This is a genomic window from Escherichia sp. KTE114 (genome assembly GCF_000407765.1).
GTDB classification, from domain to species: domain Bacteria; phylum Pseudomonadota; class Gammaproteobacteria; order Enterobacterales; family Enterobacteriaceae; genus Escherichia; species Escherichia ruysiae.
In genome coordinates, this window is record NZ_KE136626.1 from 347,092 (window position 1) to 367,257 (window position 20,166).

Annotated in this window: 19 protein-coding genes and 3 pseudogenes; 12 read left to right on the plus strand and 10 right to left on the minus strand. The window is 52.0% G+C overall.

The annotated features are described in order from the left end of the window. Positions 1–25 precede the first annotated feature (25 nt). The 12 genes and pseudogenes from WC5_RS18795 to WC5_RS25190 form a co-directional block, all read left to right on the plus strand. On the plus strand, positions 26–709 hold the full coding sequence (locus WC5_RS18795) for a hypothetical protein (protein WP_000775505.1): 684 nt from the start codon (positions 26–28) through the stop codon (positions 707–709). Positions 710–724: 15 nt separating this feature from the next. Continuing rightward, entirely contained in the window at positions 725–1,135 is a 411-nt protein-coding gene (locus WC5_RS18790; protein ID WP_000846713.1) for a hypothetical protein, read from the plus strand. A 220-nt stretch (positions 1,136–1,355) separates the two neighbouring features. Beyond that, a pseudogene (locus tag WC5_RS0121805) lies at positions 1,356–1,953 on the plus strand (DUF932 domain-containing protein). Positions 1,954–2,044: 91 nt separating this feature from the next. Further along, positions 2,045–2,530 (plus strand): antirestriction protein, encoded by a 486-nt coding sequence (locus tag WC5_RS18785; protein ID WP_016231429.1) that lies wholly within the window; start codon positions 2,045–2,047, stop codon positions 2,528–2,530. 15 nt (positions 2,531–2,545) lie between these two features. Continuing rightward, positions 2,546–3,022: a JAB domain-containing protein gene (locus tag WC5_RS18780; RefSeq protein WP_016231430.1), complete on the plus strand. Its 477-nt coding sequence runs from the start codon at positions 2,546–2,548 to the stop codon at positions 3,020–3,022. A gap of 68 nt (positions 3,023–3,090) precedes the next feature. Further along, positions 3,091–3,312 carry a DUF987 domain-containing protein gene (locus tag WC5_RS18775; RefSeq protein ID WP_000692346.1) on the plus strand — a complete coding sequence of 74 codons (222 nt, stop codon included), beginning with the start codon at positions 3,091–3,093 and terminating at the stop codon, positions 3,310–3,312. A gap of 162 nt (positions 3,313–3,474) precedes the next feature. Further along, the gene (locus WC5_RS18765) at positions 3,475–3,843 is read left to right on the plus strand and encodes a type IV toxin-antitoxin system YeeU family antitoxin (protein WP_016231431.1); all 369 of its coding nucleotides are present in this window, start codon (positions 3,475–3,477) and stop codon (positions 3,841–3,843) included. An 89-nt stretch (positions 3,844–3,932) separates the two neighbouring features. Beyond that, a complete protein-coding gene (locus WC5_RS18760) occupies positions 3,933–4,310 on the plus strand; it encodes a TA system toxin CbtA family protein (protein ID WP_000854731.1) in 378 nt (125 codons plus the stop codon). Beyond that, positions 4,307–4,796, plus strand: a pseudogene (locus WC5_RS0121810) (DUF5983 family protein). Before WC5_RS18760 ends, WC5_RS0121810 begins: the two are co-directional and overlap by 4 nt. An 11-nt stretch (positions 4,797–4,807) precedes the next feature. Next, positions 4,808–5,005 carry a DUF957 domain-containing protein gene (locus WC5_RS18755; protein ID WP_000839256.1) on the plus strand — a complete coding sequence of 66 codons (198 nt, stop codon included), beginning with the start codon at positions 4,808–4,810 and terminating at the stop codon, positions 5,003–5,005. A gap of 84 nt (positions 5,006–5,089) precedes the next feature. Next, positions 5,090–5,932: a DUF4942 domain-containing protein gene (locus WC5_RS18750; protein WP_001280501.1), complete on the plus strand. Its 843-nt coding sequence runs from the start codon at positions 5,090–5,092 to the stop codon at positions 5,930–5,932. 482 nt (positions 5,933–6,414) lie between these two features. Beyond that, positions 6,415–6,974 (plus strand): annotated as a pseudogene (locus tag WC5_RS25190) (integrase core domain-containing protein); the annotation flags it as partial. 169 nt (positions 6,975–7,143) lie between these two features. On the opposite strand, the gene WC5_RS18745 reads toward WC5_RS25190, so the two are convergent. The 10 genes from WC5_RS18745 to WC5_RS18700 form a co-directional block, all read right to left on the minus strand. Continuing rightward, positions 7,144–7,632, minus strand: coding sequence for a GNAT family N-acetyltransferase (locus WC5_RS18745; RefSeq protein WP_000622311.1), 489 nt, complete (start codon positions 7,630–7,632; stop codon positions 7,144–7,146). Continuing rightward, positions 7,629–7,922 (minus strand): type II toxin-antitoxin system TacA family antitoxin, encoded by a 294-nt coding sequence (locus WC5_RS18740; protein ID WP_001110460.1) that lies wholly within the window; start codon positions 7,920–7,922, stop codon positions 7,629–7,631. The genes WC5_RS18745 and WC5_RS18740 overlap by 4 nt, the downstream gene beginning before the upstream one ends. Positions 7,923–8,147: 225 nt before the next feature. Further along, complete coding sequence (locus tag WC5_RS18735) at positions 8,148–9,551, minus strand: VasL domain-containing protein (RefSeq protein WP_000998120.1); 1,404 nt, start codon at positions 9,549–9,551, stop codon at positions 8,148–8,150. A gap of 89 nt (positions 9,552–9,640) precedes the next feature. Next, positions 9,641–10,093: a type VI secretion system baseplate subunit TssE gene (tssE, locus tag WC5_RS18730; protein WP_001000322.1), complete on the minus strand. Its 453-nt coding sequence runs from the start codon at positions 10,091–10,093 to the stop codon at positions 9,641–9,643. Then, positions 10,086–10,622, minus strand: coding sequence for a type VI secretion system lipoprotein TssJ (tssJ, locus tag WC5_RS18725; RefSeq protein WP_016231433.1), 537 nt, complete (start codon positions 10,620–10,622; stop codon positions 10,086–10,088). The genes tssE and tssJ overlap by 8 nt, the downstream gene beginning before the upstream one ends. Continuing rightward, on the minus strand, positions 10,603–11,706 hold the full coding sequence (gene tssG / locus WC5_RS18720) for a type VI secretion system baseplate subunit TssG (protein WP_032159876.1): 1,104 nt from the start codon (positions 11,704–11,706) through the stop codon (positions 10,603–10,605). Before tssG ends, tssJ begins: the two co-directional genes overlap by 20 nt. Then, positions 11,661–13,424 carry a type VI secretion system baseplate subunit TssF gene (gene tssF / locus WC5_RS18715; protein WP_016231435.1) on the minus strand — a complete coding sequence of 588 codons (1,764 nt, stop codon included), beginning with the start codon at positions 13,422–13,424 and terminating at the stop codon, positions 11,661–11,663. The genes tssG and tssF overlap by 46 nt, the downstream gene beginning before the upstream one ends. A 585-nt stretch (positions 13,425–14,009) precedes the next feature. Then, positions 14,010–15,605, minus strand: coding sequence for a type VI secretion system protein TssA (gene tssA, locus WC5_RS18710; protein ID WP_000105381.1), 1,596 nt, complete (start codon positions 15,603–15,605; stop codon positions 14,010–14,012). Continuing rightward, positions 15,605–19,018 (minus strand): ImcF-related family protein, encoded by a 3,414-nt coding sequence (locus WC5_RS18705; protein WP_001088844.1) that lies wholly within the window; start codon positions 19,016–19,018, stop codon positions 15,605–15,607. The genes tssA and WC5_RS18705 overlap by 1 nt, the downstream gene beginning before the upstream one ends. Next, entirely contained in the window at positions 19,015–20,163 is a 1,149-nt protein-coding gene (locus WC5_RS18700) for a KPHS_23130 family T6SS system protein (protein ID WP_016231436.1), read from the minus strand. Before WC5_RS18700 ends, WC5_RS18705 begins: the two co-directional genes overlap by 4 nt. Positions 20,164–20,166 lie beyond the last annotated feature (3 nt).

The window sequence follows — 20,166 nt, forward strand, 5'->3', positions numbered from 1 at the left end:
CAATTCACTCACTGGAAATTTAATTATGAAATTACCTGTAAAGTTATTAATGAGCCTTATATCTCTGGTAAGCGTTATTGCACGTGCCGGGGAATATAAAAATTACAGCCGGGATGAAATAAAATACTGGCGATATACATCATACAAGGGGTGGAAACTTCCGGAAGGTTTCACTGATGAGAAATTTTCCAGCGCCATTTACAACGGAAGAATATTTACAATGAAACGTTTACATACCCTTATGTTATTTCTGGCGGTTCTGTTCACGGGCTTTAACTTTAACGCAGAAGCGGCTACCGTAAAACAAGCTCTTAGTTGTAACCCAGAAGCCTGGGCTGAACAACCTGGAGCGTGTCCATCAACGTACGAGTTGTACGAAGGTGACGCTACCTACAAAGCCGCTATCGACAAAGCATTAAAACCGGTCGGACTGAGCGGCATGTTCGGTAAAGGCGGCTATATGGATGGCCCTGGTGGAGGTATCACGCCAGTAAACATTAACGGTACAGTCTGGTTCCAGGGCGACGGTTGCAAAGCCAATACCTGCGGCTGGGACTTTATCGTAACACTCTATAACCCAAAAACCCATGAAGTTGTTGGCTACCGTTACTTTGGTTTAGATGACCCGGCCTACCTGGTTTGGTTCGGTGAAATTGGCGTGCATGAATTCGCGTATCTGGTGAAAAACTACGTAGCTGCGGTTAACTAATTTAAGGAGTCTATCATGAAAACTTTTATCAAAACTTTACTCGTTGCTGTAACTATTCTGTTCTCTGTCTTCGCTACTGCGAAACAAGTAAAACTGCCAAATAACATCAAATACGTTAATACTACAGAAGCGTTTTCCTGTACCGAAATTGACGGTATGAATTGCCAGACAAAGAATCAGTTCAACTATAAAGATAACAGCTATGTTTTCGTGCTTGAACGTGGTGGTGCCTGGTGCTACGACTACACTGTCTCGGTAGTTAACCTGAAAACCGGGAAAGCACAAATGATTGAATACGGGGACAATCAACTGTGCTCAGGTAGCAACAAACCGTTCTTCGAAATCAAAAATGGCGTACCGACGGTAGGAGTCATCGACACATCCGGAAAACCTGTCGTTGTAGCCCAGGACAAACTTAAAATCTAAGGAGTAAACCATGCGTTTCTCTGCACATTATTAATATCAAAGGTAAATACAGCCCCAGCCATTGTTACCGGAAAGCCGCTTAATGCGTGGCTCGCCAGTGAAAGGCCTCTCAGACAATAAACCTTATTCATTTCACCCGTCAGGCCGCGTCTTCTCCGGGAGACGCGGCTTTTTTCATTTATTGCACCAGTAAATCTTAACCACCGATAAGGAGCAAAGTATGCGATTAGCAAGTCGTTTTGGTTATGCTGCAAACCAGATACGCCGTGACCGCCCACTGACACATGAAGAACTGATGCACCATGTGCCGGGGATTTTCGGGGAAGAGAAACACACGTCCCGAAGCCAGAACTATACGTACAATCTGCACCAATGGCCTAGTCTGCGGTCAGTCGATGGGAGAAGTCCGGGTGCCACACCGGGGAAACGTGGTGGACAGTGTGATTGAAGGTGCTTACGAGGTGGTGAGGGTTTTTGACCGGATTGAAGAAAAGCGTGACGCCATGCAGTCGCTGGTCCTGCCGCCACCGTCACGCCAGGCGCTGGCACAGGCGGCACTGACTTACCGTTATGGTGACGAACATCAGCCCGTCACCACCGCCGACATTCTGACACCACGACGCCGGGAGGATTACGGTAAGGACCTGTGGAGTGCTTATCAGACCATTCAGGAGAATATGCTGAAAGGCGGAATTTCCGGTCGCAGTGCCAGAGGGAAACGTATCCATACCCGTGCCATTCACAGCATCGACACCGACATTAAGCTCAATCGCGCATTGTGGGTGATGGCTGAAACGCTGCTGGAGAGCATGTGCTGATGCCTTTTCCCTGAAAGCGCAGTTCTGACTCACGTCTGTCCCTTCCCCCGGGGTTTCTTCCATTCATTTACTTTTGATAAGGAATAATCTCATGACAACCGTCTCGCATAATTCCACCACTCCTTCTGTTTCCGTAACCGCTGCATCAGGGAAGGACCAGCCTCAGCTGGTTGCCACCATAGTCCCTGATGAACAGCGCATCAGCTTCTGGCCGCAACATTTTGGCCTCATTCCACAGTGGGTGACCCTGGAGCCCCGTGTTTTCGGCTGGATGGACCGTCTGTGCGAAGACTACTGCGGTGGTATCTGGAATCTGTACACTCTGAACAACGGCGGGGCATTTATGGCACCCGAACCGGATGACGATGATGACGAAATATGGGTACTGTTCAATGCCATGAACGGTAACCGCGCTGAAATGAGCCCGGAAGCCGCCGGCATTGCTGCCTGTCTGATGACGTACAGTCATCACGCCTGTCGTACGGAGTGTTATGCCATGACGGTCCATTATTACCGGCTGCGGGATTACGCCCTGCAGCATCCGGAATGCAGCGCCATTATGCGCATCATCGACTGAATGGAGGCAGGGACAATGCAGCAGCTTTCCTTTCTGCCCGGAGAGATGACGTCCGGCGAGCGCAGCCTCATTCTGCGGGCCCTGAAAACCCTGGACCGCCATCTTCATGAACCTGGCGTGGCCTTCACCTCCACCCGTGCGGCACGGGAATGGCTGATTCTGAACATGGCAGGACTGGAGCGTGAAGAATTCCGGGTGCTGTACCTGAACAACCAGAATCAGTTGATTGCCGGTGAAACCCTCTTCACCGGCACTATCAACCGCACGGAAGTCCATCCCCGGGAAGTGATTAAACGCGCCCTGTACCACAATGCCGCTGCCGTGGTGCTGGCGCACAATCACCCGTCCGGTGAAGTCACACCCAGTAAGGCAGACCGGCTTATCACCGAACGTCTGGTACAGGCACTGGGCCTGGTGGACATCCGGGTGCCGGACCATCTGATAGTCGGTGGCAGCCAGGTTTTCTCCTTTGCGGAACACGGTCTGCTTTAACCCGTCACCGTCACAACCACATCACACCTGTTTTCACTTTTATCTTCTGTCTTCAGTGGTATCACACTATGAAAATCATCACCCGTGGTGAAGCCATGCGTATTCACCGTCAGCATCCGGCATCCCGTCTTTTTCCGTTCTGTACCGGCAAATACCGCTGGCACGGCAGTGCTGAGACGTATACCGGTCGTGAAGTGCAGGATATTCCCGGTGTGCTGGCCGTGTTTGCTGAACGCCGTAAGGACAGTTTTGGCCCGTATGTCCGGCTGATGAGCGTCACCCTGAACTGATGTTCCGTCACCCGGAAAACGAGTACGACCAGATGGACTCAGACGCCGCTGTGGATGAGGCCATTCTCGTCAATGCATACATCTTCACCGAAACCGGTCAGCGCGCCGGCTGACCTGTCATCGTTAAACCATTCTTAACCACTTTTCAGAGAGGATTTTATCGTGTCAGACACACTCCCCGGGATAACGCATCCCGACGACAATCACGACCGCCCCTGGTGGGGGCTTCCCTGCACAGTGAGGCCCTGTTTTGGCGCCCGTCTGGTGCAGGAGGGTAACCGCCTGCATTACCTTGCCGACCGCGCCGGTATCAGAGGCCGCTTCAGCGACGCAGATGCATACCATCTGGACCAGGCCTTTCCGCTGCTGATGAAACAACTGGAACTCATGCTCACCAGCGGTGAACTGAATCCCCGACATCAGCATACCGTCACGCTGTATGCCAGAGGGCTGACCTGCGAAGCAGACACCCTCGGCAGTTGTGGTTACGTTTATCTGGCTGTTTATCCAACATCCGAAACGAAAAAGTAACCCTCCAGAATAACCTTCTGTTCCGGCCTGGTGTTTTCACCACACCACTTTCCCATTTCTCATCTCTGCATATCAGGAAAACCTTCAGTATGAAAACATTACCCGATACACACGTACGGGAGGCATCGCGCTGCCCATCTCCCGTCACCATCTGGCAGACACTGCTCACCCGACTGCTGGACCAGCACTACGACCTCACGCTGAATGACACACCGTTCGCTGATGAACGTGTGATTGAGCAGCATATTGAGGCAGGCATTTCACTGTGTGACGCGGTGAACTTTCTCGTTGAAAAATACGCGCTGGTACGTACCGACCAGCCGGGATTCAGCGCCTGTACCCACTCTCAGTTAATAAACAGCATCGATATCCTCCGGGCTCGCCGGGCAACAGGCCTGATGACCCGCGACAATTACAGAACGGTAAATAACATTACCCTGGGGAAGCATCCGGAGGCGAAACGATGAAACTGGCCCTGACGCTGGAAGCCGACAGCGTTAACGTGCAGGCGCTGAACATGGGGCGCATTGTCGTTGACGTCGATGGTGTTAATCTCGCTGAACTGATTAACAAGGTTGCTGATAATGGTTATTCACTCCGTGTGGTGGATGAATCCGACCAACAGTCAACCTGCACACCACCACCGTTTTGCAACCCTTGCCGGCATACGCTGCAGTACCGCACATATCACAGAAACAGACAACGCATGGCTGTATTCGCTGTCACACCAGACCAGTGATTTCGGTGAATCAGAATGGATTCATTTCACAGGTAGCGGCTATCTGTTACGTACCGATGCGTGGTCATACCCGGTTCTGCGGCTTAAACGCCAGGGGCTGTCAAAAACGTTCCGCCGTCTGGTTGTCACACTTATCCGGCGTTATGGCGTCAGTCTCATTCATCTGGATGCCAGCGCTGAATGCCTGCCGGGTTTACCTACTTTCAACTGGTAACCAGAAACAACATGAAATCATTAACCACTGAAACAGCGCTGGATATCCTCATTGCGTGGCTGCAGGACAATATCGACTGCGAATCGGGAATTATCTTTGACAACGATGAGGATAAAACGGATTCGGCAGCACTGTTGCCCTGTATCGAACAGGCCCGGGAGGATGTCCGTACTCTTCGTCATCTGCAGCTTCTGCACCAGAACCGGTAAATATCACTCACCATACTTCATTCCACTGACGTCAGCCTGAACAGGGCTGGCGTTTTCGTTTATAAACCAAAAGGGAAACCGATAATGTCAGACATCACAATCTCCCGTCCGGAAGTGGTCACCGGGCATACGGACGTTATCTGCTCAACCAGTATCCGCCACATTCTGGCTGTACGAAAGAGTACACTGCTGCAAATCGACACACTTATCCGGCAACTGGCTGAAATATCAGCAATGACAGAAAGTATTGGCGGTAAAGCCGCCCCGGACTGGGCCATGAAACAGGATTTTCGCTGCGGCTGCTGGCTGATGGAGAAACCGGAAACCGCAATGAAAGCCATCACACGCAATCTCGATCGCGAAATCTGGCGTGACCTGATGCAACGTTCAGGGATGCTTTCCTTAATGGATGCACAGGCCCGTGATACATGGTACCGATCACTGGAGTACGATAATTTTCCGGAAATCAGTGAAGCGAACATTCTGAGCACATTTGAACAACTACACCAGAACAAGGATGAGGTGTTTGAGCGAGGGGTGATCAACGTCTTCAGGGGACTGAGCTGGAATTACAAAACCAATTGCCCCTGCAAATTTGGCAGTAAAATTATCGTCAACAACCTGGTGAGGTGGGACCGGTGGGGGTTTCATCTTATCACCGGGCAACAGACTGACCGACTCGTCGACCTGGAAAGAATGCTACATCTGTTCAGCGGCAAACCGATCCCCGACAACCGGGAAAACATCACTATTCGTCTGGATGGTCACATCCAGTCCGTTCAGGGTAAAGAGCGCTATGAAGACGAGATGTTCATCATTAAATACTTTAAGAAGGGATCTGCACACATCACTTTCAAAAGGCTGGAACTGATTGACAGAATTAACGATATAATAGCCAGGTACTTTCCTTCTGTGCTCTCAGCCTGATCCCGAGTGTGATTCCCTTTCGATATCAAAAGGGACTGCGGGTATAATTGAGGGTACATTTTTAATCAAACCAAATAAATTATATTAATATCAATATGATAAAAGAAATTTTCGATTCCGAGTCCGGCACCACTATTCAAAGCCGGTTGGTCAGATTTGCAAGATGCAATCCTGACGGACACGAAGGCTAGCCAGTAAAAACACGATGTAACGTTGTTACCGTAGTTGAAAGAAAATCTCTTGAAGAACAGACTTGTTGACGCAAGTCTGTTTTTTTTCGTCCGTAATATTTACAGTTCTTCGTTGCGAATATCAAATTGTGTCAACGCCATATTCATCAGGCCACTACATCAACTCTGTTTCCAGTATATCCCGCAGACTATCAACACTTTCATCAATGGATTCCAGTGTTGATGTGATGCTGACATGGCTCAGCAATTTCCTGGACACAATGACATTAATCATACCCAACAGCGCCCGGAAACCACCGTCTCAAACAGATGATTGCCGACCAGAACCTGAAGAACCGAGCCTGAAAGACGTTATCTAAACAAACTTTAAAACCAGCCTTTAAGCGTGAGCTGCTCACTCATCTGATAACGTCGTTCAGACTCAGTATTCGTCAGGCCTGCTGGAGTCTGAACCTGAGCAGAACGGTTTATCATTATCGTCCGGATACCACGCGTGACGAACCCGTTATTGTCGTCTTGCAGGCGATGGAAGAGCGATATCCACGATACGGTTTTCCGACACTTTTCTGCGGCGAGAGGGATATTCGTGGAATCACAATGGCTGAAAGGACAGAGAAACATGTAGTAAAACTGGAGTTTATTCAGTTGGATAAGCCGATACAGAACGCTTTCATTGAGCGTTATAAACGGACATACCGTCCGATTTTTATCTGTTCAGAACACGAAATGAAGTGCGGAAAATCACGGAAAAATGGTTGTCAGAATATAACGGTAAACGCCCGCATGAATCACTGAACAATATGATGCAGGAGGAATCTCGACAACACCATTATTTGGCCGGGAGTTCAAAAATGCCTGGAACTAAAAAGGGTCTATTTACAGTTGTGTCTGGCTCTTATTTTATTTCACATTACCCACTAAAGATAACTTATGGCTTCAGACAGCGGACATGCCGGACAACAATATCATTGATAATTTGAGTCATGAAACGGCCATCTTATTAGCTCCAGATATTACTCATCAGGCATGAACTAAATCCCCTAACGTCACCATCAACATCATCGGATCCACCGGCGACGGCTCAAACCCCACCCGCAAGTAAAATTCCCGGGCTTCATCTGACAGAGCGTGAACCAGCATCCCACGAATGCCGATGGTCTCCGCCACCTGGATTACCCGTAGTCCTGCATCCCGCATCAGCGCCCGACCTACGCCCTGCCCATGTAGAGACTGATCCACCGCCAGACGGCCCAACACTACAACAGGGATCGGATCAGGCATATTGCGGCGAAAGCGACCGGGAGCTGTATTTGTCGTCACAGCGCTGGACGCCAGCGAGTAATATGCCAGTACCTTAGAATTGTTGTCACAGCAAACAAAGGTACGCGATGCACCAGTAACCTGATTTTTCATCGCCCGCTGTTTCAGCCAGTTATCCATAGAATCCACGCCGCAGCAAAATGAAGTCAACACATGCACGGCATGGAGAGGCTCAGGGGCGGAGATCATTTATTCTGTTCCCACGGCGCAGGTGTTTGCATGGTTTTACGCAGTGCTGCATTAGGCGCTGGTGCTTGATCCAAACGAGCCAGAAATTCCTGATAAGCCTGCGGATCAGCCATAATGATGCGCTGTTCGATCAACGCTTCCTCGGCGGCAGCGCGGGCGGCCTCCAGCACAAAGTCAGTGCGGTTTTTTCCTCTGGCTTTCGCCGCCCGATCGATAAGATCGCGCTCGGCGGGTCTGATGCGCAGATTCAGGGTTTCGCGTTTCATCGCCATACTGTTTGCGGCTGGCATGGTGTTGTCCTCTTGTGCTTCTGTGGATATTAAGTATACAACACGTGTAACGCAGATGTCATTACGATATATTTAAAAGGAATCGAACTAAATTATCGAACCGACTGCACTTTAAAACGTGCGAGCTCATTATTCTGGTTTAAAAGCAAAAATACGGGTCACTCTCTGGCACTCTCCCTGATTGTGCAGCAATCTCCGCAGCAGACATTTCGATAACGAGCTGAGTCATTCATAATCATTCACACCTTTTAGCTTCGAAGCATTCTGTTTAATGTCGGCATACCTGGCGATAAGTTGTTTCAGGCGCATCTCTGCCTGAGCCCCTGCGGCAGGAGGGAGTGGCTGCCCTACCGGCGATTGCGCCAGTATCCGCAGTTGTTCTTCAGCCGGTATGGATTGGTTAAATAGCTGCATAGCGGAATACACCACTGATTTCAGTTCACTGACCGTCATATATTTCCCCTTATGCTCATCCAGTCCGTTCAGTCGTTCACTCAGTTTCTGTAGCGTCATCATTCCCTGATGCCAGCCATTCAGGTTTCCTGTCGGCAATGCGGCAACATTAAGTTGTTGCTGCCACTGTTGCATCAGAGGTTTTGCCCGCTCCGGCCAAATCGCCCGGGCTTGTTCGACAAGCTGCCGTTCTCGGGTAATGAGCCAGTCCGGTGGTAGCTTGTCCAGAAGTGCAAGCTGCTGCTGTGTTTGCGTTATTAACGTTTGTGGCAAGGAAGATTGCTGCCGCAATATATCCAGTTGTTCAGGCGTGAGTATTGCGGGTAATGGAGTTAAAGAGGCAGTAAGCTGGGCTTGTAATGGATCCGACCGGTGAAAATATTGCCAGCCCCATACCATTGCTGCACTTATCATCAGCATGGAACACATCCCAGCAACAAAAGATTTCCACCTTTTTACTGGCGCGGGTATTGACGGAAGTACCTCTACGTTCGGTTGTGTAACATACACCCACTTCACCGTACCGCCTGGCCTTCGGGGATCTTCAAACAGACTTTCAGCATGGGAACCTATTGATATATCAGATCTATTTATTACTGTGGCAGGCGACACGATACCAGACTGAATTGTCGTCCCTGTGCTGGTTGTACCGTCGCTGCTTTCCAGGCTGACAGCGTTGTTGTGTATCAGGGCACGCAAAGTATCCAGTTGGCTGAGATGCCTAAGCTCCAGACGCTGTAATACTTCCCCCAGACGGGTAAGCAGTTGTTCTGCCCGATACAACTGACCAAGGTCGCTGTATATCAGCGGCAGCGAGCGTATACGTTGCTGCAAACGCTGACTCAGATTACTCAGGATCTCCATTCGAACGTGAACAGGCTGCGGCCAGAGCACGCCCCACTCATGACTTATCAGAGCCTCCAGTATTGCCAGACCTTCATTGAGACCGAATAATCCAGCCAGTTGCGTACGAGCCAGCGTATACCAGGCTGCCGTCTGCAGCTCTACACCATTTTGATCAAACAGTGAGAGACAAAGTTTCTCGACATAATGCCAGTTCACATCCGGACGCGCCGGATGTGTAAGCTTATTCAGTTCATCGCGCAGGGCGGCATAATCCGGTAACGTGCGCGGGTCACCGCCGGTTTTGATTTTACGTGGGGTAATGTCATTCATGACCAGTTGTCCATCTGACGTGCTTGCGGTTATAGAAGACTATCGTTTCTGCGGCATATTCAGAGCGTTGCCGAATTAAGGAAGAAACATTACATACGAGTTGTCGTGTCGAGATACTGTTGTTGCTTCAAATGCCTCAACAGAACCCGACCTTCGGGTACAAATTCGGTGCTATAACGCACCAGGCCAATACCTTTAAGTTCAGCATCAATGGCATAGCGCAGCTCACCGGGAACCTCTTGTTCCAGCAAAACAACGGTTATTTTTTGCAGGCGTGGCTCATATTTGAGCAGTACAGCAGATAATGCCCCCATAAGTTCATGCGCCATACCCGGCATCCCCTGAAGGATTTTGGTCATATCCGGCAGACCGTAGTCAGGTAAATGCGCCAGCGTACCGGCACGACAGTTAAGAATGCGCTGCATATTGTCCAGCACTGAGAGGATCGTCTGGTTCTGCTCGCTAACCTGATGCAGATCCAGCCCTCCGGTAAAATTCCCAAACAGGATCTCATACAATGACGGATGGGGAGTGTCATTCATCTTTCAGCGCCTTCAGAGTCAGTCGGTTGCTTCCTGCTTCAATGATTCGGGCTTTATCCGGGTCAAGATCGTCACGGCTTAACACCACCCGCCAGGTGTTACTCACCTGATCCGGCGACATAAACATGCCCGCCACCGCCACATACTGCGCACTTTCCTCCATCGGCATATCAACCATCACTGCCCCACCCGGCTTCAGGCGGATATCTTTCTCCGCCACCAGGTCAGCCTTAACAGCCTGACTGTCAGACTTAAACAGCGAAGGATAATCCGTGCTATCGAAGGTTTTGCGATCCTTGAGCTGATAAATGCGCACCACTATAGACAGCGCCACTTCACTGGCATTGAGGTTCAGCGCCTCGCGTGCCCGAATATCCAGATGCAGGGTTTTCACCTGTTTATAAAAAATCGCTTTTGTCACGGCGACAGTGCCGTCCGTAATGCTCTGGGTCAGGCCACACCCAGCCAGCATCAGTGTGATGCCCGTAGTCAGCGTAACCAGGGGAAATTTACCAGCGATAATCGCCATCTTCATCGGTCTCCCTGCGGTGAATATTTTCCTGTACCCGCTCATAGCGGCCAAGATTGATGGTTATTGTTTTGCTGTATGTAGCTGTGTCCGCCACACTCAGTGGACGCATTACGGCTGTACGCCCTAATTGCACTGCACCGACTGTAGGATTGCTGTTCATTGTGGCATCCGGTAGCAGGCTACGGTCGACACACAACTGCAGGCGGACATCAAGGCGTGAGCCAAGATAGACATGCAACAGAGCCATTAAATCTGTATGAAGCTCACTACCGGGTAACCAGCCCTGCACTTCAGCCGGGTCCGTCGTGGTAAGGCGCATCAACACCCGGCTGTTAACGTCAGTGGCATAGTTGCCCATCACTGGGCGATTTATCAGAGTGGAGGGATTACTCACGCTCATGGTCAGCGTTTTTTTCAGTGGCACCCGGTGTTTGTCGTGATGCCAGATTTTCGCCTGTGTATTGGGTGCCAACAAACGCACCAGAGAGGCCATACCTTCCGCAGTACGCCCCGGCAGCAACATGACTGGCAGTAGCGCCAGAAAGCGTGAGGCGGGAGCGGCGATACTGTCGGTGCAGCCGTCAATCCCAAGCCCAGCCAACCCCAGCAGATACTGCGAGATTTTGTCCTTACCACCTTCTTCAAACGTGGCCGGGTACGAGTATTTACGCCAGATGCGGTAGTATTGGGCAATCAGCCGATGGTTGAAGATATCGAGGAAATCGCTGGTGGCTTCGTACCCTTCGCGGCGCTGGGTGATGTCATCGATATAGTGCGTCGGCAATGGAGATTCCACGCCGTAGAGCCCCATAAATGTAATGCGTACCGTTGGGGGTAAGTGCGGATACTCAGGTAATTCCACGCCTTTGATTTCAGAGGCCGGAAACCCCATCCCCGGATGCGGGCGAAAGCGCACCGGTTCATGCCGTACCTGCCAGGTACTACCGGTGACCGGTTGATCCGGTTGGCTTTGCTCCAGCAACTGGCAGAAGCGGTAAAAATTCATATACGGCAGCCGGTCACCCCACTGTGCGATTAACCGGGCAGGCGCGGGCTGTGGTTCTCTTTCCACCGGATGCATTTTCCTTCTGGCTGGATAATGAGGGTAAGCTGGTTAAATTGGTTCATATCGGCATAGAGCGCAAAGAAACGGTTAAGCATCTCACCAAACAAATGAATATCGCCCTCGCCCGTAAACCCGTTGTTGTCGAGCGTCACTTCAATATCCAGCCCTCGTAACAGGAAGCCCTGTTCGAACCGCTGCAGACGATGATGAGCCACATGCTGAATCGCCTCCAGACGCCGGATGTTCAGTTCATCGTCTTGCCAGTTGTACAGCGCAAGCGTTCCACGCAGCACTTCTGCGGTACTCATCATGTTGAGGAACCCGGCTCCCAGGTGGCTCAGTACTCGCCAGTGGAAACGGTCTTCAGCAGGCGGGTAAACCGGCAGCGTTGGCTTGCAAAGGTTGCGCACTGAAAGCTGCGTATCCACGACCTGCTCACAGCGGTCAAGCAGTGTACTCTGCAGCGCCCGGCGCGGCAGTTGACCGTTCGTGCCGGTGATTTGCAGCGACACAACTTCACGCTCGACAAGTCGATCATCTTCCCACTGATGCCCCCCAAGAATTAACCAGGTGTCATACAGTCCGGTCACGCTGCGCTTAACGCGCGTATGGTAATAGCGCGGAGGCGCATGGCGACGCATCATCCCCCCTTTGTGGCGGAAGCTGCTGAACGGAACATACTCTGCGTCATTGGTTCGGTTTGAACCGGTAACCGAATCCACAGCATAAATCTCGGTATGCCCGTCCTGCAGCCGTTTAGGACGCAGCAGATATTCACTTTCAAGTCCGGTGATGATGAGCGGATCAGCCTCCAGGGTGAACAGGTTAATCACCGGTACGCAGTGAAGGCGAATGGCATCATCGGTGACTGGCAGATCAGGCGGCCACGGTGTACTGAGCACCACTTCAATGTCGAAATACTCCGCCCCGGCAGGAGGTGTGATCCCCTCCAGGCCGTTGAGATGGACGAACATAAACTTGTCCCGGAAGGTAAAGTATTCCAGTAGCAACTGATAGCCGCTGAAAGCACTATCGCCTTTCGGCCACAGGAGGTCTTCTTCGGCAAACCCGCCCGGCGAGAAATACCCGTCAAGACGGATGCGATCAGTCTGACCGGGCAGGCGCATATACAACGCCGCCTGGCGTTTCGTTAGCATCAGATGCAACTGGCTACTGACTGGAGCATCAGCCCCAAGATACAGGCTCAGGCAACTAAGATCAGCATTCGACCAGTCCGCCTGACTGCTACAGGCAAAGCGTATCCGTAGCAGCGAGCGACCGTCAGATTCGGTGGTCATAGTGATGCCCGAAACACTGAGGGGATTGAGCATCACATCCTGCGTGGTACGGTAACGACAAACGGTGTTCCTCGGTCCTATTGGTCGGGAATACACTTCAAGCCCTGCAGGCACCACTTCCGCCATTTTCATGGCGTGTAGCGCCGGGGTAAGTGCCACTACTGAAAGTGAAGGAATAGTGCGCAGATAGTGTGGCCAGAGCATACTGACCAGCCCTTCGGTAAGCTCCGGCAGGTCGTCGTCAATTTTTTCACGCAGCCGCCCCATCGAAAAGGCAAAGCCTTCAAACAGGCGTTCGACATACGGGTCTGGTGTACCGGCTTTATCCATGTCCAACATCGCGGCACGATCTGGATGGGTTTGGGCGAACTCTTTCGCCGCCTCACGAAGGTAGCGCATTTCCGCATCGAAATAGCGTAGTGTTAGATCTTTCATAAAAGAATTACTCAAAATATAGAAAAGAATGTTCTTTTCCCTAAAAGGGAAAGCTATTTCCCTACGTCGAGGGGAGTGAGATAAATGGGGTTTACCTTCTCATTTGAAATTTCAAATCCGGCAGATATTTTTCTGAAAACAATTCCACACCCATTACCTTGAAGTCAGATAAAAATATATATTTCCGCCGACTACCTGGCATATTCATGGGATAAATAGCGATATCTGACAATCGATAACCTTCAGTATTGAGAGCACAAAAACAGACAATTCCATCAGATGAACTAACTTAACCTCCTCTTCTGACATGATTCCATCTCCAGAACCCGGACACCCCGTAAGGATGAATAAACAGATATCAATAAAAGATGTATAAGCCAGAAATTTTTATTCGCCCTGTAAATTAAAGGGAAGACAACTGCCGCAATGAACTCATATTTTGTTATATGGGGTGATTGACATAAATATTGCACTGGCCAGTGAAATTTTCACCCAAAATTAACATCCCTAATGTTTCTTATTTTTTATGAGCCATTCCTGTTCATCCTCCTGATAAATAAATTTTTATCCAGTTAATAACATTCTCTAACCACACAACACTGCGGCCCGCGCCGGATCGAGCTGAATCAGCCCGCCGAGCAATTTTTCCATGGCTGGCCCGAGCCGAACCTTGTCCGCCTCACTGCGACCGGCTTTAAGCCGCAGGAGTTTCAGATGGCGCGCCTGAACTTCAAACAACAATTCAGGCTCCCAGTCGCTAAGAACCACTTCTCTGGCACGCTCACCCAGCTCGGCAAACAGGTGCGCCGCCAGATCATTTTTACCGTACTGTTCAGCAATGCGCCCCATCAGCAGGCGCAACAGCCACTTCTGGCGAACTGTCGTTATGCCGGGCTGAGTCTGTAGCCATCCCAATGCAGCATCCGGGCCTTCATTATCAGCCAGTGCCACAGCTTCAGGCTCCAACGCAAGAATGTCATCGTTACTGGCTATTAGCGGGGCAGATGATGTGTCATTGCTCCATCCGCTCGTCGTATCCAGCACACTCTGTTGGAGCCAGTTCAGCGTTACTTCATCGGCAAACGGCGTTCCGTCACTGAACGCCAGCGTCTCCAGCCCGGATAGCCGCTTCAGCAGCCCTTTCAGGTCAGCGGCGATGATGGCAGCCAGAGTGTCTTTACCGGACTTCGTCAGTGCCTGATGGATATACCACTGCAGATCCAGCCATAAATGATTGGCACCTCGGGAAAAAGTGCTGTCTGCCGTTTCCAGCATTTCCGCCCAGTTTTGTTGCAGGTAAAGGCGCTTGAGCAGTGCTCGCTGGTCAGCCCTGGGAGGCTCGATACGTGTGCGTCCCTGCGCATCCGGAGCCGGAATGGCCCGCAGGGTGTCGTGACGCAGACTTTTCATCAGATGGTGCGCTGACAACCAACCGTCAGGCTGTTCTCGCAGGTATTCACTGAGTGTGCGTGCCTGCGCCAGCAAATCCTGACCAGAAGTGATCCGCCCGATAGCCGGAGCATCGCTGTGGCTCGCCGTGGACGGTATCTCAGTGGCGCTGGCGTTCTGTGGTACAACCGCATCCACACCACCCGCTTTCTGCAGGCGGTTTTCCAGTGCGCCGTACAGCGCATTCAGTTCAGGACGGGTTTCATCCGATTCGTTTTCGGTTAGCTGAGCTATCAGAAGCAGCGCGCCGGTGGTACGCAACGCATCTTCCCTGACCACTTCCGGATACAGTGAAAGGGAATCAGTCATACGTGAACCAGCCAGCCACTCCAGTGCTGCCTTACGGCTGCGGTCACGCTGCGGATGCAGCTGCGTGCCGAAGCGGTCTATCAGACCGGCCAGCAGCTCAAGACCTTCTGCCAGCCCCTGCTCGCCTTCACGATGCAGCCTGGCCCAGCAGTAATACGTCGCCACACGGATATCTTTGGCGGTGGTGGTGAGCAACTTCTCCGCCAGTCGGCAAATGAGTTCGGTATCTGCCCCGGAGAGTTTATTGACCTCCTCGCGCATTTGCTGGAAGTCATCGTCATACCCCGGGTCTTCCCCTACAGATGATGTCCCTGATAACGGCAGCAACCAGTTGTTCCACTGCGCCACGCGCTCACCGGTAGCGCCAAGCAGTATCGCCTGCTCTGTCTGGCAAGCTCTAAGTAAAGTATCCAGCGTACTCATCAGTAAACCGCCTCTGCATTACTGGTCGCGCTGGCAAGCTGGTTTGACGCTGCCACTCTGACCGTGTTGAAGATGGTTCCCGGCAGGCGGAAGTTACGCAGTTTCAACAGTGCCAGCGGCCCCTCTCCCACCTCGGAACGCAAGGTATAATTGAGCAGGCGTCCATCCTGAGCTTTCCAGCTCAGTGTGTAGCTACTGCCGACGCCGGGATAAGCACTGATCTCAGCCTTATCAAGCAGGCGTATCCAGCCCCACGTTCCGGGAATATCCGCATACTGACGGGTGCCAGCCTGGGTACTTATCCAGCTCAGGCTCACGCCAGGCGCTTCTGTGTCCGCAGGCCAGGTGAAGCTCCTCCACGCCGGCATCTGATTCACATAGGTCAGTTTTTGGCTGTCGATAATCATGTCGGTTTGCATCACGCCATCAGAAGTGCCTGGGCGCAGTTCGAACTTCATCCCGGCATTACCTTCGGTAAAGGCGACATCCGAGATATAGCTCAATGTGTTGATAGCGTTGAGAAACGCCGGGTTAAAGGTCAGCCCTTGCGAATTGATACTGTCCGGCACCCAGTTATTCCCATTCTTGTGCAGTACGCCTTTCAGGCGTGTCTGCAAAAACTGCGAAATACGACCGGAATCGACATTGAGGTATTTGGCAAGCAGCGGCAAAGATACATCGCTGCTGGCGTTGTTGAACGGATAACGCCCGCCAAAGGCGGAGTTCCACTCGGCAACCACCGCTTGCTGCCACTGGGCATTAAGACTGTCCGCCGCAGGGGTCAGAACCAACTGCCAGGCCTGCTCCATCGGATTTACAAACACTGCGCGCCCAAAGCCACTCCACTCCTGACCAAGCCCGGCGGCAATCAGGCTACCGTAGTCACGAGTATCGGTTAGATCTACAGCTTTGCCCTGGAATACCGTCTGAGCAATCGTTTGGGTCATCGCCTGGGGATCGGCGGCATTGGTCACCTGTTGCAGGCGCAGGCGCACCTGAGTCACACGAGTCAGGTACGACTGCAGACTCTGCTCCTGTGCCCCCGTGCGGCTCTTGTCCATCAACTCCAGCACCGGGCCGAAAGTTGCATCCAGCGGTCCATGTACACCTACGCTCTGGTCAATAGCATCCTTGTTGGCATCGCCCAGCAGATTTTTGGCTGATTTCACCAATGAATCTGAAATTGCTTCACCGGTCTGCCCGGTGCGCCCCTGCACGTTCAGGGTGTTCATCAACGCCACCAGAGGTGACTGACGCACGTCAGCCATCAGGGTCAACTGGTCAATGGAGTCCGACAGCGTAGCGGCCTGGTTCCAGCTCAGGCTATTAAGGAACTCCAACCAGGCTCCGCCAAAGTCTGCGAAATAGCGATCCGTCAGGCGATTTTTCAGCGCCTCAGGGGAGGTCTCGTCCGATTTATTCGCCTGACGCTTACTGTCCGTGAGTACCCAATCGAGCTCGTCCCGCCGCGACTTCACTACTTTCTCGATGGCAGGCTGCACCGCCTGCTCCCATGCCTGACGGGTGAACATCCCCGGCACAATTTCGGTAGTACTGAACAGGCGGGCAGCATCGGTATCACCGGTCATATCCTCCAGGCGCATATCGACATACAAGTGCGCCACCTGCGAAAGCATCTTCTGATAGAGGCTCGACTCACTGTTACGTACCCCCATCAACCGAACCAACAGCGAGCGAGCCTGGCTGACCATGCTTTCATCAGCATGGATCTTCCACTCAGGATGCGTGATCAACTGCGCAGCATAGAACGACAACAATGATGGAGCCATTCCTTGCCAGACACCGTCTTTCACACCGTGACGTTTCGGCCAGTTGTTCAGCAAAGCAGATCTGAACCAGGCGGCGTCCATATGCTCAGGACGCGCCAGCATCAGGTAGAGTTTGAGCTGTTCCCAGGTGCTTTTTGCCCTTTGCTCCCTCAGCGGGCTACCTGGCGACAGCGCATTAAAGGCACTGACCTGCTTTTGTAGGTGATCTGCAGCCGCATCCCGCAGCAGCGGCAGTGCACTTTCCTGATAACGAGGCCAGAGTGTCGTCAGCAACGCATTGTTCTGACTTAATCCCGCCTTTTCATACCAGGGCACACCATGCTCAGAGCGATACTGTAGACGAGCCAACGTTTTTTGCAGCTCAAACAGTGCGTACAAGCGTTGCTCCAGTGGCTGGTTTTGTCGGGAAGCCATCGCTGCCTGGGTATTTGCAGTATTAATCTGACCACGATTAGTCCTCCAGGAGACGCCCATCCAGCCCCCCCACCCCACCATCACCAGGGCAATAACAGACGCTATAACCTTCTGCCATGGAATGCCCGGCCTGACGGGACGCAGTGCGGCAGGAAGCATCCGAACAGATTCAGGCAGAGCATCCCAGCATTTGTCCATTCCCCATTGATGCGGCACGGCACGTTCACCGCTGGCAGAGGGTTGACTGAACACCAGCCCAGCCAGAGGCAGCGGACGGTATGGATTAAGCATCGCCGACAGCGGTGCGGTCACGCTCTCCGGTTTACGGATAAGCTGGTCGGCAAGCCTCAGCAAAAAGTTATGTTTCACCTCACCGCAGGTCTGTTGTAGCCCCTGTAAAGTCAGTTCCGGCGTCAGGATAGCCAATTGTTTAGCTAACCCTTCGGTACAACACCCGGCGGGCAGTTGGCAGCCAGCAGCCTGCACAACACGTCCTTCAGGCTTACCCGCTCGCGGATGCAATGACCAGATATACAGGGGAATCTTCCAGCCCAGCGCCTCCATGCGGCTGCTTATGGCATGAGAAAGGGAATCCATTGTGCTTTCAGAAGGCACGGGCAACGGCTGTTCCAGACCAGGAACAGACAGCTGGTCGAAAGCCGAGGTGACCCACACCAGACCATCCACCGGGCGGCGGCGCAGTTTGCGTAGTGCAGTCAACCAGATATTGTCGGCTGGCGTATTGAGATCACCGCCCCACAAAAGCAGAGTGCCACGATCTTCTTGCCAGAATTGAGCGGTCAGTTTAGGGGTCAGCAGCTCAACATCTGAGCGTGTACCGGTTATCAACAGGATGCGGGTTTTACGTCCCCAGCGACGACCGTAGAGATTACGCATGGCGAGACGGATGGTGTCGACAGTGACGTTGTGGGGTGCTGTTTGAACAAGTCGAGACTCGCCTTTTGGCAACTTATTGCTACACATTGCCCGGATGCGAGCCCAGCTCTGGTAAACAAGCAGCCCAGCAGTTTTACCATGGAGGACAAACATCAGGATAATTATCGCGCCAGCTAAGGCCAGACATTTCATTCCTGTGTTATACAACCCCACATCATCCCCAAAATGCCAGATGAGCCAGGCGATTCCAGCCCCCCAGAACACGGTTGCGCCCAATTTCCCCCAGTTCCCACGCCAAAATGAACTATTCATTTCATCTGGTTCCCTGTTGTCACTGTATTAATAAAACTTTGCTCTCCCTCAGAGGAAAGCATCAGGCTATCAACATGCTGCATATTTACGATATCACTGACCACAGCAGCCATAACCCACGGCGAAAATGGTCCGCAGATTCCGGCATACTTTTCCAGCCAGTGTGTCTGCTCGACTTTCCAGATATCGCCATATGCTTTTGCGCAGTCCAGTAAAGTGGCAAACAACCCCCCCCATACAGCCTTATCACCCACGATACTTTTGGTAGCACAGGCCTGAGTCTGCGTAGAAAAAAAGATATCCAGCTCATTTTTTGCTTTCACAATGTCCAGCGACATGGGGCGCAGAAGGCAAGCACCATGATGAAGCTGGTATTTGGTCGCAACATCGTCGGAGGTCAGCAGCAACGAGGCCAGAACATCGCTGTACTTATCCTGTCCCTCAGCCTGCTGAACCAGAATCAGGTCAATATCAGCCGTCGGAGACTGCAGGCGCTCAACCAGCCAAAGAAAAGACTTTGAATGCAGGATGTGCAGTACAGAAGTGGGGCGAGGGGGAACAATATATTGCTGCCATGCACTCGCAAACGCAGCCCTCAGGGCATCCTCGTCTTCTGATGAGTCTGTCAGGAGAGTCACGCTAAATGGCAAATCAATCGGAACCCGCACCAGCGCATGGTTTACGCCTGTGAGAAAGACAGAAAATAGATCGCTCCCCTCAGGCAGAGACAGACGGCGCGCCTGAAAGGTGTGCAGCTCCAGCTCAGCAGGAGCTTGCATGAAAAGGCGTGACGTGAGTGCATCAGGAAATATAACGGTGCTGTGTAACACAGCAATATTTCTTCCGGCCCATGCAGTCCACTGCTGTTGAGCATATTCAGCTTCATCCCTTTCAAACTGGTGCTTTTCACACAGGCTATTGTATCGCCATCCCCGCAGACAGATGAACATAACCCAGACCACCAGAGGGCAGGCAGCCACACACCAAAGGTTAAATTGCTGCAGAGGGCCAGCCAGCCCATTCACGTGCAAAACAAAAAGCAGTACACCTGTGATGAGAGCCACAAGACCAATCACTAGCCATAAGAGCAGTGGAGGTTCTTCCGGCATGGGTGATACCGTTGATTTCTGACGTTCCCAGCTCATTAC

Coding starts and splice junctions, on each gene's coding strand:
- tssA (WP_000105381.1), bottom strand. CDS start 15,605: ATGAGTACGCTGGATACTTTACTTAGAGCTTGCCAGACAGAGCAGGCG.
- tssG (WP_032159876.1), bottom strand. CDS start 11,706: ATGCATCCGGTGGAAAGAGAACCACAGCCCGCGCCTGCCCGGTTAATC.
- tssF (WP_016231435.1), bottom strand. CDS start 13,424: ATGAAAGATCTAACACTACGCTATTTCGATGCGGAAATGCGCTACCTT.
- WC5_RS18775 (WP_000692346.1), top strand. CDS start 3,091: ATGAAAATCATCACCCGTGGTGAAGCCATGCGTATTCACCGTCAGCAT.
- WC5_RS18705 (WP_001088844.1), bottom strand. CDS start 19,018: ATGAATAGTTCATTTTGGCGTGGGAACTGGGGGAAATTGGGCGCAACC.
- WC5_RS18780 (WP_016231430.1), top strand. CDS start 2,546: ATGCAGCAGCTTTCCTTTCTGCCCGGAGAGATGACGTCCGGCGAGCGC.
- tssJ (WP_016231433.1), bottom strand. CDS start 10,622: ATGGCGATTATCGCTGGTAAATTTCCCCTGGTTACGCTGACTACGGGC.
- WC5_RS18790 (WP_000846713.1), top strand. CDS start 725: ATGAAAACTTTTATCAAAACTTTACTCGTTGCTGTAACTATTCTGTTC.
- WC5_RS18700 (WP_016231436.1), bottom strand. CDS start 20,163: ATGAGCTGGGAACGTCAGAAATCAACGGTATCACCCATGCCGGAAGAA.
- WC5_RS18745 (WP_000622311.1), bottom strand. CDS start 7,632: ATGATCTCCGCCCCTGAGCCTCTCCATGCCGTGCATGTGTTGACTTCA.
- WC5_RS18750 (WP_001280501.1), top strand. CDS start 5,090: ATGTCAGACATCACAATCTCCCGTCCGGAAGTGGTCACCGGGCATACG.
- WC5_RS18740 (WP_001110460.1), bottom strand. CDS start 7,922: ATGCCAGCCGCAAACAGTATGGCGATGAAACGCGAAACCCTGAATCTG.
- tssE (WP_001000322.1), bottom strand. CDS start 10,093: ATGAATGACACTCCCCATCCGTCATTGTATGAGATCCTGTTTGGGAAT.
- WC5_RS18755 (WP_000839256.1), top strand. CDS start 4,808: ATGAAATCATTAACCACTGAAACAGCGCTGGATATCCTCATTGCGTGG.
- WC5_RS18735 (WP_000998120.1), bottom strand. CDS start 9,551: ATGAATGACATTACCCCACGTAAAATCAAAACCGGCGGTGACCCGCGC.
- WC5_RS18785 (WP_016231429.1), top strand. CDS start 2,045: ATGACAACCGTCTCGCATAATTCCACCACTCCTTCTGTTTCCGTAACC.
- WC5_RS18760 (WP_000854731.1), top strand. CDS start 3,933: ATGAAAACATTACCCGATACACACGTACGGGAGGCATCGCGCTGCCCA.
- WC5_RS18795 (WP_000775505.1), top strand. CDS start 26: ATGAAATTACCTGTAAAGTTATTAATGAGCCTTATATCTCTGGTAAGC.